This is a genomic window from Streptomyces kryoterrae, assembly GCF_054072135.1.
Genome location: NZ_CM133358.1, coordinates 9,892,651 through 9,906,650 on the forward strand (window position 1 = coordinate 9,892,651; position 14,000 = coordinate 9,906,650).

Annotated in this window: 9 protein-coding genes; 6 read left to right on the forward strand and 3 right to left on the reverse strand. The window is 71.3% G+C overall.

Annotated features, from left to right (window positions below):
* Nucleotides 1-6: 6 nt before the first annotated feature.
* Nucleotides 7-801 carry an SDR family NAD(P)-dependent oxidoreductase gene (locus ACW4TU_RS44095; RefSeq protein ID WP_457423033.1) on the forward strand — a complete coding sequence of 265 codons (795 nt, stop codon included), beginning with the start codon at nt 7-9 and terminating at the stop codon, nt 799-801.
* A 52-nt stretch (nt 802-853) separates the two neighbouring features.
* Here the strand turns inward: ACW4TU_RS44095 and ACW4TU_RS44100 are convergent, their stop codons facing one another.
* A complete protein-coding gene (locus ACW4TU_RS44100) occupies nt 854-3,553 on the reverse strand; it encodes an ABC transporter permease subunit (protein ID WP_457423035.1) in 2,700 nt (899 codons plus the stop codon).
* A 138-nt stretch (nt 3,554-3,691) separates the two neighbouring features.
* Here ACW4TU_RS44100 and ACW4TU_RS44105 point away from each other — a divergent pair, with 138 nt between their 5' ends.
* The 3 genes from ACW4TU_RS44105 to ACW4TU_RS44115 all read left to right on the forward strand — a co-directional run bounded on the left by ACW4TU_RS44105 (nt 3,692) and on the right by ACW4TU_RS44115 (nt 6,856).
* Nucleotides 3,692-4,933, forward strand: a complete 1,242-nt coding sequence (locus ACW4TU_RS44105; protein WP_457423037.1) for an ABC transporter substrate-binding protein — start codon at nt 3,692-3,694, stop codon at nt 4,931-4,933.
* 38 nt (nt 4,934-4,971) lie between these two features.
* On the forward strand, nt 4,972-5,721 hold the full coding sequence (locus tag ACW4TU_RS44110) for an ABC transporter ATP-binding protein (RefSeq protein ID WP_457423039.1): 750 nt from the start codon (nt 4,972-4,974) through the stop codon (nt 5,719-5,721).
* A 418-nt stretch (nt 5,722-6,139) separates the two neighbouring features.
* Complete coding sequence (locus tag ACW4TU_RS44115) at nt 6,140-6,856, forward strand: NADPH-dependent F420 reductase (protein ID WP_457423041.1); 717 nt, start codon at nt 6,140-6,142, stop codon at nt 6,854-6,856.
* A gap of 113 nt (nt 6,857-6,969) precedes the next feature.
* Here the strand turns inward: ACW4TU_RS44115 and ACW4TU_RS44120 are convergent, their stop codons facing one another.
* Nucleotides 6,970-8,331 carry an MFS transporter gene (locus tag ACW4TU_RS44120; RefSeq protein WP_457423043.1) on the reverse strand — a complete coding sequence of 454 codons (1,362 nt, stop codon included), beginning with the start codon at nt 8,329-8,331 and terminating at the stop codon, nt 6,970-6,972.
* A 431-nt stretch (nt 8,332-8,762) separates the two neighbouring features.
* On the opposite strand from ACW4TU_RS44120, the gene ACW4TU_RS44125 reads away from it, so the two are divergent.
* Nucleotides 8,763-9,950, forward strand: coding sequence for a sensor histidine kinase (locus ACW4TU_RS44125; RefSeq protein WP_457430603.1), 1,188 nt, complete (start codon nt 8,763-8,765; stop codon nt 9,948-9,950).
* Nucleotides 9,947-10,603 (forward strand): response regulator, encoded by a 657-nt coding sequence (locus ACW4TU_RS44130; protein WP_457423045.1) that lies wholly within the window; start codon nt 9,947-9,949, stop codon nt 10,601-10,603. The genes ACW4TU_RS44125 and ACW4TU_RS44130 overlap by 4 nt, the downstream gene beginning before the upstream one ends.
* Nucleotides 10,604-10,861: 258 nt before the next feature.
* On the opposite strand, the gene ACW4TU_RS44135 is transcribed toward ACW4TU_RS44130, so the two are convergent.
* Nucleotides 10,862-13,981, reverse strand: coding sequence for an alpha-N-acetylglucosaminidase (locus ACW4TU_RS44135; protein WP_457423047.1), 3,120 nt, complete (start codon nt 13,979-13,981; stop codon nt 10,862-10,864).
* Nucleotides 13,982-14,000 lie beyond the last annotated feature (19 nt).

Here is a 14,000-nt window from a genome sequence, read left to right on the forward strand (position 1 = left end):
TCGGTCATGGGACGACTCGACGGCAAGATCGCGATCGTCACCGGCGCCGCGTCCGGCATCGGCGCGGCCACCGCCCGGCGCCTGGCGGCAGAGGGCGCGCACACGGTGGTCGCCGACCTGAACCTCGACGGCGCCAAGGCGGTGACGGAGGAGATCCGCACCGCCGACGGCTCCGCGACGGCGGTCCCGGTCGACCTGGGTGACGTGGCGAGCGTACGAGCCATGGTGGCCGCGACGGTCGAGACATACGGCGGCCTCGACGTCCTGCACAACAACGCGGCGGCCACCCACCTCGCCGCCCGCCAGGACCTGGCCGTCCTGGACGCCGACCCGGCGGTCTGGGACGACACCATGCGCATCAACCTGCGCGGAACCATGGTCGCCGTCCAGGCCGCCGTACCGCACATGATCGCGCGGGGCGGGGGCTCCATCATCAACACCTCGTCCGGGGCCGGCCTCGCGGGCGATCTGCGCAACCCCGCCTACGGCGCCTCCAAGGCCGCCCTCATCAACCTCACGCAGTACGTCGCCACCCAGTACGGCAAACAGGGCGTGCGCTGCAACGCCATCGCCCCGGGATTCATCGTCACACCGGCCAGCTCCGGCTCGGCACACGGGGCGATCCGGGAGGCGATGCTGCGCCATCACCTCACACCGCGCCTGGGGCTCCCGGAGGACGTCGCCTCGGCGGTCGTCTTCCTCGCCTCCGACGAGTCAGCCTTCATCACCGGCCACACCCTGCGCGTGGACGGCGGGCTGCTGTCGCATCAGCCGTACGTCGCGGATCTGCGCGACGCCTGAAGCAGCGAGGCCGGAGGCGCTTCCCGTACCGGGGAAGCGCCTCCGATCCGTTTCAGGCCGACGTCTCCGGCTCCAGAGCGCCCAGGTAGGCCGCCCGTACCGCCGGATCGCGGCGCACCTCCTCCGGCGTACCGGCGCAGATCCGGCGTCCGAAGTCCAGGACGACGACCTGGTCGCAGACGCTCATCACCATGTCGACGTCGTGCTCGACGAGCAGCACCCCCATTCCCCAGTCCTCGGCGAGCCGCCGCACCAGGTGGGCCAGCTCCCGTGTCTCGTCGTCCGACAGCCCCGCCGCAGGTTCGTCGAGGAGCAGCACGGACGGCGAGGCGGCCACCGCGCGGGCGATGGCCAGCAGCCGCCGCTCCCCGTACGACAGGTCGCCCACCGGCCGGTCCAGGCTCTCCTGGAGGCCGAACTCCCGTACGGCGACCAGCACATGGGCGGGCAGCGGACGGCTGCCGGGGCGGATCAGGTCCGTGAGGTACGTCCACCGGCCGGGCCGGTCGCAGGCCGCGTACAGGTTGTCCAGGACGGTCATGTCCTCGAACAGCTCCAGCGACTGGAAGGACCGGCTGAGCCCGGCGGCGGCCCGTCGGTGCACCGGCAGGCGGGTAGCGTCCCGGTCGCCGAGGCGCACACTGCCGGACGCGGCCCGGGTGAAGCCGGTGACGGCGTCGATCGCGGAGGTCTTGCCGGCACCGTTGGGCCCGATGAGACCGACGACCCGGCCCGGCTCCACGTCCAGCGAGAGCCCGTCGACGGCGACGACACCGCCGTATCGCACGGTCAGATCCCGCACGTGGAGGGGGAGTGGCGTCGCGCGGCGCACCGCTTCCACCGCCTCCCCGCGTGCGGTCTCCGGCACGCTCGCACCGCGCCTGGCGGACAGCCTGCGTTGCACGCCCGCCGCCTGTCTGCCGAGCTCCCTGCCGATACCGTCCTGGTTGCCCACCAGCGTCAGCACCAGGATGAGCCCGCCGATCAGCGGCATCCACTCGCTCAGGCCGGGCAGCACCAGGTCCCCGAAGCGGGCACCCACCGTGCCCGCCGCGAAGGTCGCGCCGAACAGCGGGCCGACGAGGAAGCCGACCCCGCCGATGACCGCGAGCCCCAGTGCGGTGATGGACTCGAAGCTGGCGAAGTCGGAGAAGACCACGGAGGTCGAGCGGAAGCCGGTGAGGACTCCGGCGAGCGCGGCGATGGCAGCCGACAGGCCGAAGGCGTAGAGCTTGGCCGCGCGGACGTCGATGCCGAGGGCTGCGGCGGCACGCTCGTTCGCCCGTACGGCGATCAGGCGGCGACCGGTTCGGCTGCGCCGCACGTTGGCGACCACGAGCGTGGCGGCGACGAACATCACGAGCACCACGCCGGCGTACCGCTGTGGATGGTCGACCCCCGAGATGCTGATGCCGAAGAGGGTCTGCTTGCCCACGGAGATGCCGTCGCTGCCGGGCGTCGTCGACAGGTCGGTGTTCTGGAAGACCATCGCCTCCAGGGTGGTGCCGAGCCCGAGCGTGATGATGGCGAGGTTGACGCCGCGGGTGCGGACCGCCGGGAGCGCGAACAGAAGGCCGATCGGCACCGTGCCCAACACACCTGCCAACAGGGCGAGTTCGAAGGGCCAGCCCCAGTCGGCCGCCGCGTGCCCGGCGATGAACGCGCCGGTCCCGGCGAGGGCGTAGGCGGCGAGGGAGACCTGCCCCGCGTAACCGGTGACCACGACGATCGACAGGATGATCAACGCCATCACCAGGGTGGTGGTGATCGCGTCGGCCCACAGCGGAGTAGACAGGCTCACCAGCAGCAGCCCCACGGCGACGGCGAGAGCCAGCGGCGCCGGGCGTACCCGGCCGGAGCCGAGAGCGGGCAACCGGTCCAGGAACGTGCCGCGCAACGGCAGCGCCCTGCCGCGGGCGACCAGCACCAGCGCGATGAAGAGGAACGGCACCGACGAGGCGAGCCCGGTGACGTCGGAGCCGAAGCGGGTCAGCTCGGACTGGACGACACCGATGACGAGGCCGCCCGCCAGAGTGACGGGGAACGAGGAGAACCTGCCGACCAGGGCGGCGGCCAGCGCGCTCAGCAGAAGGGTGGTCAGACCGGTCACCGACAGACCGATGACCGGCACGATCAGGATGCCCGTCAGTCCCGCGAGCGCCGAGCCCAGCGCCCAGTTGCCGGTGGCGATCAGGTCCGGGGACCAGCCGAGCGAGGCGGCGGCGCCCTCGTTCTCCGCGACCGCGGTGGTGCCCAGGCCGAACAGGGTGTGCTTGTAGAGGAGATGGAGGAGCGCGGTCACGGCGACCGCGATGGCGAGCAGCCAGACCCGGTCCTCGGTCACCGTGGCCCCGGCGATCGTCAGCAGCTTGGTGGGCAGCTTGCCCGGCACCAACTGCAGGCTGTCGCCGTAGCGCTTGACCGCGATCGCGGTGAGCACGATGAACACCGCCAGGGTGCCGACGAGCCGGGCCAGCGTGGACGCCCGGCGCAGCGGGCGGAGCACCAGCAGATGGGTGAGCACCCCCAGCAGCGCGGAGGCGAGCACCCCGCAGACGACGGCCGGCCAGTACGGCACGCCGTGCTGAACGGCCAGTTCCCACTGGACGTATGCACCGGCCATCCCGATCGCGCCGTGCGCGAAGTTGAGGACGCCGGAGCCCCGGTAGACCAGCACGATGCCGTGCGCGGTGAGCGTGTAGAGCGCGCCCAGACCCAGACCGAGCAGCGCGAACCTGAGGATGTCGTCCATCGGGGAACCTCCCAGAGTCAGGACGAGAGTGGAACGAGACAGCACATTCAGTTAAATAATTGTGCCGAGAGTACTTCACTAACTCGAAAACGCACCCCATGCTGTTCGCATCTCGACGACGAGCACCGCGGAGGAACCATGAACGACGCACGCAGACGCAGAACAGCCGCAGCGAGCTGTCTCGCGGTGGCCGGAACCCTGCTCGCCGCGGGCTGCGGCGGAGAGGCCTCCAGCAGCTCAACGGAGAGCACCGCCCTGAAGGGCGCACCGGTCAAGGTGATGGTCTGGGCGCCGGAGGACATCCAGGGCAGCGCCCAGCCCGGAGTCCGGCTCACCGCCCAGGCCTACGAGAAGTGGATCAACGCCAACGGCGGGATCAAGGGCGGCCCGTTGAAGGTGCTCACCTGCAACGAGAAGGGCGACCCCAACGAGGCCGAGAAGTGCGCCCAGCAGGCGGTCGCCGAGAAGGTGGTCGCGGTCGTCGGCTCGTACAGCCTCGCGGGTGACCGCTACATGCCCATCCTGCAGAAGGCCGGCATCCCCTACCTCGGCGGAACCGGCGTCTCGGCCGCGGAGTTCTCCAACCCGCTGTCTTTCCCGGTGAACGGCGGCACCCCGGTGGTGTTCGCGGCACACGGGCAGCAACTGGTACAGGACGGCTGCAAGAAGATCTCCGGCGTGCGCTACGACGTGGCCGCCGCAGCCGTCGTCTCGCAGTTCCTCACCCTCGGAGCGGTCTCCGCCGGAGGGTCGGCGCCCAAGGACATCAAGGTGCCGCTCACCGCCACCGACCTCGCTCCGCAAGTCGCCGCCGCCACCAAGGGCAGCGACTGCGTGAGCGTCATCATGGGTACCGCCTCTGGCCTGTTCGTGAAGTCGTACGTGCAGTCCGGCGCCAAGACGAAGCTCGCCAGCGTCGTCGGAAACCTCACCCCGCAACTTGCCGAGAGCACCGGCGGTGCCGGCAGCCCGCTGGAGGGCTCCGCGATCACCGGCTACTACCCGCCGACTTCCGACCCCGCCTGGAAGGACTTCCTCGCGGCCACCAAGGGCGACAAGGACATCGACCCCACCAACGGCGCCAACGGCACGACCTGGGTGGCGTTCAAGGTCTTCACCGAGGCGGTCAAGAAGCTCCCGGCCATCTCGGCCAAGGCGCTGGTGCAGGAGCTCGACACCACCTCGGGCATCGACACCGGCGGCCTGACCCCGCCACTGACCTGGAAGACGTCGACGGCCCTGCCCATCAAGGGCCTCGACCGCATCCACAACACCACGGCCACCGAACTGACCATCCGTGACGGCGGGATCGAGTGGGCCAAGCCCGGATCGACCTTCGTCGACGTCCGCAAGATGCTGACAGCCATGTCGTCGGGCTGATCGGGCCGATCCAGTTCAGCACGCTGAGGAGACAGCCCGTGCACGACATCGACGCGCCCCTGATCGCGACCCGCGCCCTGTCCGCCGGATACGGCACCCGACCTGTCGTACGCGACCTCGACATAGAGGTCCGTCCCGGTGAGGTCGTCGCTCTGCTCGGTCCCAACGGCGCGGGCAAGACCACGACACTCAGGGCGCTGTCCGGCGACCTGGCCCCGATGAGCGGAGAGGTGAGCTGGCTGGGCACCCCCGGCCACGCGCCCCTGCACCGGCGCGCCCGCGAGGGCCTCGCCTACGTCGGTGAACGGGCCGTCTTCACCCGGCTCGACACGACCGACAACCTACGGGTCGGTCGGGTGTCGCCGGACCGGGCCGTCGAGCTCTTCCCGGAACTCGAGAAACGCCTGAACGTCGGCGGGGGCATGCTGTCCGGCGGCGAGCAGCAGATGCTGTCGCTGGCCCGCGCCCTGTGCAGGGCGCCCAAACTGCTCCTCGCGGACGAACTGTCACTCGGCCTCGCCCCCCTCGTGGTCGACCGCCTCCTGCGCGCGGTCCGCGAGGCGGCCGACCACGGCCTGGGCGCACTGCTGGTCGAACAGCACGTGCGCAAGGCGCTGGACATCGCGGACCGCGTGTACGTCCTGCACCGAGGTCGCATCACCATGACGGGCACCCCGAAGGAACTGCGCGGAGACCTGGACGCGATCGAGTCCTCGTACCTCGCGGAAAAGACCGCCGAGAAGACGGCGGAGAAGACCGCGGGAAAGGCAACGTACGCAGCCGACTGAGATGAGCGCTGAAGCGACCGCACGCGAGCAGATCCGACCACTGGTCCTTTCCGGCGCCTTCTTCGATGAACCTGCCTTAGACCGACCGGCAAATGGGGGGCGGCGTCGCGGGGCTGGGCACGCGCATCTGCGGCGTTGTCGTCAATCACCATGGCTCCGCCATGCCTCAATCCTCCGCCTTGCAGCCGCACGCACCCAGCCCCGCTCCTTCTCCCACCCCCCATTTGCCGGTCGGTCTTGGATGCCCGAGAGTTGCGGCGCGCCCATGCCGCTCGTGAACCCGAGCAGGCCCGAGCACCGGCCGGTCCGGCACTCCGAGTCGGTCCACGCCTCGAAGCCCTCTCACTCCAGCCGCCTCGATTCCGTCGGCGGCAGAGCGCCGACGGAATACGCGCAGATCCGCAGAGGTTGGCCCGGCGTGGCTACTTTGGGAATCATCGGCAGTGGACGGATCGGCGGCACTCTCGCGCGGCTGGCCGTGGACGGCGGACTCGAGATCGTGCTCAGCAACTCGCGAGGCCCCGAGACGCTGGTCGACCTGGTCGCGGAACTCGGCCCCCGGGCCCGGGCGGCGAGCGCGGCGGAGGCTGCGGCGGCAGGCGACTGGGTGGTGGTGGCCGTGCCGCTCAAGGCGTACGAGTCGCTGCCGCGAGAGTCCCTCGCGGGCAGGACGGTCATAGACACCGGCAACTACTCTCCGCAGCGCGACGGCAGGGTCGAGGTCCTGGACGACGGCTCGACCACGAGCAGCGAACTGCTCCAGCAGTACCTGGGTGAGTCGGCGCATGTCGTGAAGGCGTTCAACAACATCCACCACACCCACCTCGCCGTCCTGAGCCGGCCGGCGGGCGCCGGGGACCGCACCGCGCTGCCTGTTGCCGGTGACAGAGCAGAGGCCAAGCGGCACGTGACCGAACTGCTCGACACCCTCGGGTACGACACCGTCGACGCGGGACGACTCGCACAGGGCAGGCTGTTCGCGCCGGGCACGCCCGCATACGGCGCTCCCTACACGGAGTTGCCCATCGGGTCGTTCGGTTCCCTGGCGGCCGGCACCGCCCCGGCCGACTTCCTCTCCCTCAAGGCCGGCCCTGCTTCGGCGGCCGAGATACGAGCACTCCTGGCGCAGGCGTAGGCAGCCGACTCCCGACCGATCCTGGAACAAGCCGAACGGAGCTCCTGGCGGGGTGATCCGGCGCCGGACGCGCATGAAGGCGGGGCCACTCGCCAGGAGCTCGTTCCTCGCGCCTACGTGCCGTCCACGCCGCGACAAGCGCGGGTGACGCCCCATCCCACCAGCGCCGCGGCAAGGACCGTGAGCGTCAGGCCGGCCCAGGTGGCCGCCTCGCGGAACTCCGTGGTCTGGTGTGTGCTCCAGCTCGATGTGGCGATGTCGCCGGTGAAGAGCGCCGCGAGGATGGTCCCGCTGACAGCGATGCCGATTCCTGTGGTGACTTCGCTCGCGGTGTCCACCAGCGCCGCTCCGATGGTGGTGCGGTCGGCCGGGAGGCCGCGCATCACATTGGTCCCGGCGACGACACCCACGACGCGCATACCGGCGGCGACGAGCACGAGCGCGAGGGCGACCCACACGTACCCGAAGCGGCCGAGCAGCGCGTAGACGGCGAGCCCGCACACGACAGCTCCGGCGCTGAGCCAGGCGGCCTTGTCGAGACCGACGCGCGTGACCAGCGGACCGATGAGAGCACCGCCGGCGATGAGCACGACGACCTGCGGCAACATGCCCATGGCCGCTTGGGCGGGCGTCCAGCCCCAGTCGAGCTGGAGCTGCAGGGTCACGAGGTAGCCAAGGCCGGCGGTGGCGAGGCCCGCGGCGGCCTTGAACGCCAGGCCGCTCGACACGAGGGGGCGTGCGACGAGTTCGAGGTCGAGCAGCGGATGGCGGGCAGAACGCTCACGGACGACGAAGAGCACCGCCGTCACGACGGCCGCTGCCGTGGTCAGCCACGGGAGAGGCGATGCGGCGCCCGCGTCGACGAACAGCGTCGGTGCGACCAGCGCGAGCACGATCGTGGCCGTGCCGAGCAGGGCACCCGCGCCATCGATCGGGTCGCGGTGCAGATCGTCCGCCTTGTCGGCGGGGATGCCGCGTCGAACACCGATGAACGCGAGGGCGGCGATCGGTACGTTCACCAGCAGCAGCGCCTGCCACGGCGCGAACGCGAGCGCGAAGCCACCCGCCACGGGCCCTGTCCCGAGTCCGACCAGGCCGACGGTGGAGATCAACGTCGTCGCACGGACGCGGAGCCTGTCGTCGTCGAAGAGGCGGAACGCCAGGGCGAGGGAACCCGGCGTCGTCATCGCGGCCGCGACACCCATCGCCGCACGTATCGCGACGAGTTGCTCAGCCGTGGTGACGAATACGGTCGCCAGACTTGCCACACCCAGCAGCACCAGCCCGACCAGCATGACCCTGCGGCGGCCAACGCGGTCGGCCAGCGCGCCGAGGGCCAGCATCAGCCCGCCGAACACGACGGCGTACACGCCGGTGACCCACTGCAGCACAGTCGTCGACGCCGACAGTTCGCGGCCGATGGTCGGCAGGGCGACGATGAGGATCGAGTTGTCGAGCATCTCGAACAGAAACACCGCTGACAGCCCAGCGAGGGCTACCCCCGCTTCGCGGAGGGATCGCGGCGAACGAGAGGCTTCGGGCGGGGCGTTCTTGACAGCCCCGTTGCGGCGGACAATCACTGCGCACTCCTTCGATGTGAAGAAGTGGCGGCTCGTCCGATGCCGCGTACGCGCGCGTGGCCCCTGCTCCATCAACCGGCGTCGATGCCCAGCAGTGAACACACGTTTTTACTTCGAGTGCCCAGACAGTACACCCTGGAACGTTGCCGCACGGTGCGGCAGTCGGCGCCATGGGGCTGCTGGAAAGTGTCGAGGACATGGGTGACGCCGCTTCCGGCCGGGGAATTGGCCGATGTGCGGCGACGGCCCCCGACGAAAGTCGGGGGTGGCGATCCCCGTTCGTCGGAGGCGCCGGGGACAGGGCCGTCCCTAGGATGGGCAAGGTGATGTCCGGTGCGGAGCGCGAGGTGCCGTTGTGGGTGGAGGCGCCGGCGGCGGTGCTGCTCGTCCTGCTGTCCACGCTGGAGGGCTTTCGCTCGGCCGGTGACACCCTGGCCGACCCCGCGCCGTGGGTCGCGGCAGCCGCGTCGGCCGGGGCGCTCGGCCGCCACCGGTATCCGCGGACGGCGGCGGCTCTGGCCTTGGCGGCGGTAGCCCTGGGCTCGGTGTTCCCGTTGTTGGTGACCCTCTATCACTTCGCCTCGCGGGGCCGGCTGCGGGCGGTGTGGGTGTGCCTGGGGATCGCGGCGGGCGCCGGGCTGCCGTGGCTGGCTCTCGCACTGGCGCTGGGACGCCCGCTCTCCTGGGGACGGCTGAGCACCTGGACCGGCTCCGGGGTCGGCAACGCCGTCCTGGTGGCCCTCGCCCTGGCTCTCGGCATGTGGGCGGGCAGCCGGCGCAAACTGCTGGGCGCGCTGCGGGACCAGGTCGAACAGCTGCGGGTGGAGCGCGAACTGCGCGCCGAGCAGGCACGGTTGGCGGAGCGGGCCCGGATCGCCCGTGAGATGCACGACGTACTCGCCCACCGGCTGAGCCTGCTGACGCTGCACGCAGGAGTGCTTCAGCTGCGCGAGGAGGGGATGTCACCGGCCGGTCTGGAACGACTGGCTCTGTTACGCGGCACGGCCGGACAGGCGCTGGACGATCTGCGCGAGGTGCTGGGGGTACTGCGGTCCGACCGGACCCACGGGGCCGAATCCGCGCCACCCGTCCCGGCGCCGGCCCTGGGCGGCCTGGAAGAGCTGCTCGCCGAGGCCAGGGCCGCCGGGCAGGTGATCGAGTCGGTGGTGTCGGGTGATGTGGACAGCACGTCCACCAGTCACCGGCTGGCGGTCCACCGCCTCGTACGAGAGGCCCTGACCAACGCCCGCAGGCACGCCCATGACGCACCCGTCGCGGTCAGCGTCCACTACGGTCCACCGGTCACCACGGTGGAAGTCGTCAACGGCGCCGCCGGCCGGCCCGCGGTCTCCGAAGGCCCCGCGGCCCCGGGCGGCTACGGCCTGATCGGTCTGGCGGAGCGGGTCGCGGCACTCGGCGGTCATCTGCACGCCGGTGCCTCCGGTGCCGGTTGGCGGCTTTCCGCCCGGCTGCCGACGCCGTCCCCCGTCCCTCCGTCGTCGGCGGTCTCATGATCAGTGTTCTGGTGGTCGACGACGACGCCCTGGTCCGGCTCGGTCTCGTCGATCTGCTGTCCACCGACCCGGGACTGTCCGTCGTCGCCGAGGCGTCGGACGGTCTGGCCGCAGTGGAACTGGCGAGCCTGCACCGGGTCGACGTCGCCCTGGTCGACGTACGGATGCCCCGTATGGACGGCATCGCCGCGACCCGCCGGCTGCGCGCGCTCCCGGACCCGCCGCGAGTGATCACCCTGACCACCTTCGACCTGGACGAGTACGTGTACGACGCGCTCGCCGCGGGCGCCGACGGCTTCCTCCTCAAGGACACCGAACCGCGCGAGATCATCCGCGCGGTCCACGTCGTGGCGGCCGGCCACGGCATGCTGCACCCGGCAGCCGCCCGTCACCTGATCGACCATTTCCACCGCGCCGCCCGCCCCGGGATACTCGAGGCGCGCACCCGCATCGGGAGGCTGACGCCCCGCGAGACGGACGTCCTCGCCCGGCTCGCGCAAGGTGATTCCAACGCGGAGATCGCGGCGGCGCTGGGGATGCGCGAAAGCACCGTCAAGGCACACGTCAGCCGGATCCTCAACGCTCTGGGCTCCGGGAACCGCGTCCAGGCCGCCCTGCTGGCCCGCGACGCGGGGCTCGGCGGCCACGGCTGACGGTTCACCCGAGCGCACTTCCGGTCGCTACGGTCCGTTCACGCCACCCAGCGAACGACGCGGCCACGAACGGGCGCCGGCCGGCTGCCGGCGCCCGTTCGTGGTCGGCGTACGCCAAGGCGCACGCCGACATCTCATCACCGACCCGAATCTCGACACCTCCGGCGCCCGCTGGGGGCCTCGGCGGTGCCGAATCCGTCGTCAGCCTCCGCGCACCGCACGGCTACGGCGACTCCGACACCTGTGCGGTCAACGAGATCAAGCCACCGTGAACCCCTCGAACGAGGCGATGCCGCGTGTGTCGGTCCAGCCGTTGGCCGCGGTCATGAAGACCCCGACGTCCTGTGCGGCGCCCGCTCCTGCCGGTGTGGCCGTGCCCACCGTCGTCCAGGTGGCACCGTCCGTGCTGACCTCCCCGAGGTACGCGGCACCGGACCTGGTCAGCCGCAGCCGCACCGGCGCGGTGAAGGAGCCCGACAGCGCGATCGAGTCGAAGCGGCCGTCACCGTCGGCGTCCCAGCTCAGCGCGCAGCCGTTGGACGGCGTGACCGCCAGGTTCACATAGCCCGCGCTTCCCTGAGTGGCCAGGTCGTTGCGGACGACGAGGCCCGCCCGTGCCCAGCCCCCGGTCGCGTCCTGGGACGTGACCGTCACCTCGGCCACCGTCGCGGCGCCGTACGCGCCCGCCCGGTACACCGCCCCGAACTCGTTGGTGGCACCCCACAGGTCGGCCCCGGCGCCCTCGACGGCGATCTCGTCACCGGCCTGGCCGAACACGGCGTCGTTGTAGGAGACCGTGCGGTACGAGTCCCCGACCCCGGCCCCGGCCATCAGCCGTACCGGCGCTACCGCCTTCCCGCCGCCCGCGTACGCCGCCGCCGCGACGACCCGGCCGACCAGGTGTGTCGGCTCACCCGCCAGCGAGACCTCGAAGCGGGCGGTGAACGTCTCGCCGGAAGCCACCGACGCCGTGCGCACCGGATCGAGCGGCGTCACCGCCAGGCCCTCGGGGGCGGTGACGGAGAGGGTCACGCCGCGTGCCGCCGCGAACCCGTTCCTGTTGGTGAAGGTGACCGTCACCGTCGCGGGCCTGCCTTCGGCCACCGCTCCCCGGTCGGCCCCCGCGGTGAGGGCCGCCTGATGGGGAGCGGCGGCGAGCAGGTCGCGCACACGCCGGGCCAGGGCGTAAGGGGAGCCGTGGGGCTGGGTCGGGTGCGTCTCGTGGGCGTGCGCCCAGCGGTCCTCCAGGGTGAACCAGTCGATCGTCGCCGGGGCCTCTCCCGTGGCGAGACTCCTGGCGAGCGCGTCGAAGTACGTCCTCCAGCGGGTCCGGTACAGGCCGCCGACCAGCCCCGCCCACTCCCGGTTCGCGTAGTCGTGCAGCCCTTCCTCGCTGCTGGCGCGTCCGCCCCAGGTGGTGATGAGGGAGCGGACGTCGTACTCCAGGCGGTCCTTCTCGGCCCGGTCGGCGCCCCAGGAGCGTGCGTCGGCGAGCCATCGCCCGAGCAGGTGCGGGCCGGAGGACGCCAGCAGATCGTCGAGGAGGTCCATCCAGTCCAGCCAGGTCCGGGTCAGCTTGCCGAACAGGGCCCTGTCACCTGCCTCGTGCGCGGCCCTGATCTGCGGCAACAGGACACGGCTGCGGTTGGACAGGACCTGCCGGGCCACGTCGACGACGTCGTACCGGTAGGCCGAGCTGTTCCTCAACTCGGTTCGCACGGCGAGGAGTTCGGTGAGTGCGGTGTCGAAGACCGTGGTGTCGTAGCGGTCCTTCTCGGGGCCCCAGGCGGCGGCCTTGTTCGCGGTGAGGCTCGGGCGGGCGCCGAACAGCCCGTCGGGTGCCTCGCTCCAGGCGTCCGCGCGGGACATGTTGTACGCGGTGTCGCGGATCGTCTGCCAGGCCGCGGCGGCATGCCGGTCGGGGCCGCCGTAGCGGGAGAGGGCGTACGCGGCGAACCAGTCGTCCAGGTCGATGGCACCGGGCGTCCACGCCAGGTCGGTCAGGAGGGCGAGCGCGGGCGCGTTGTTGTCGGCGGCCTCCGGCATCGCCGCGATACCGGCGAGCGAACTGCCGTCCTTGTCACGCCACTTGGGGTACTGCTCCACCCAGTCGGGGGCGTTGGCACCCATCGGGGTGTGGCCGCCGAAGTTCCAGATACTGCCGAAGGCGTACGGGGTGCCGCCCCAGTCGCTCTCCCGGTCGGTGACGGTGGTGTAACGGTCCGACAGACCGTCCACGATCAGCATCCGGCTCTTGTCGACGCCGTCGAGCAGCGCCCTGGACGGGTTGGTCTGCCAGCCGATGATCGCCCAGACGGCCCCCGGGTGGGCCTTCTGCAGCGCTGCCTCGACGGCCCCGGCGGCCTCGCCCACCGGCACGTCACCGGGGTTGCCGCCCTCGTGCAGCAGGTCCATCTTGTACATCGTGCTCTCGCCGAACCGCTCCGTCTGGGCCCGGTAGAAGGCGGCGGCCACCTCGTCGAAGGCCGAGGTGCGTGGGTCGAGCCAGTCGGGGCGTTTGAACGCGCCCCAGTTGCCCTGCGCCACCACCGCCGCGTCTCCGCCGTGCTTGGCGGGGAAGCCGTCCGGGACGCTGCCGTAGTAGCCCGGCAGGACCGGCGTCATACCCAGGTCCCGGATCCGGTCGACGATCTTCTCGGCGAGCGCGGCACGTCGCTCGATGAGCTGCCTGGAGACCGGCCCGCCGAAGCCGGACATGTTCTGCAGCAGCCACCAGGGCTGGTGGGCGGGGGCCGGGATCCAGGCGCGCAGCTCGGCGTCGGAGTAGCCGAAGCGGCGGAAGGTGTCGTAGTACACCGCGTCGCCGCCGATGTAGACCAGGACCCGGTTGACTCCGTGTACGGCCAGCACGTCCAGCTCGTGCTGCCAGGCGTCCCAGTCGCGGTAGGCGCCGGTGTAGCCCTCGTTGGTGTCGTTGAAGGCGAAGCGGTGCGGTACGCCGGCCGTTCCCGTGATCTCCTCGGTGGGTGCGGGGAGGGTACGCGGCAGGTTCAGCTGCTCGCCGGTCCAGGAGACGGAGGCGTGCGCGGTCCGCCGCAGGTAGGTGTGCAGGCCGGTGAGCAGCACGGCGGGGCTGGTGCCCTCGACGGTGATGCGGCCGGCCCGGCCGGTGATCCGGAAGCGGTCGGTGTCGTCGTCGACGGCCCGAAGGGTGACCTGCCGGTGGTGGTCGGGAAGCAGCCGCTTCAGCGCGGCTGCGGCGGGAGCGGTGTCGAACAGGGCGCCGCCGGCCGCGTACGCGCCCTGCGGACGGGCCAGCAGTGCGGCGCCGCCCAGCGCGACCGTACCCGTGAGGACACGTCTGCGAGTGACACCTGTGACACCTGTGATGCCGAGGTCGCCTCGGTCGTCGTGCATGAACGTCCTTTCGGTAGAG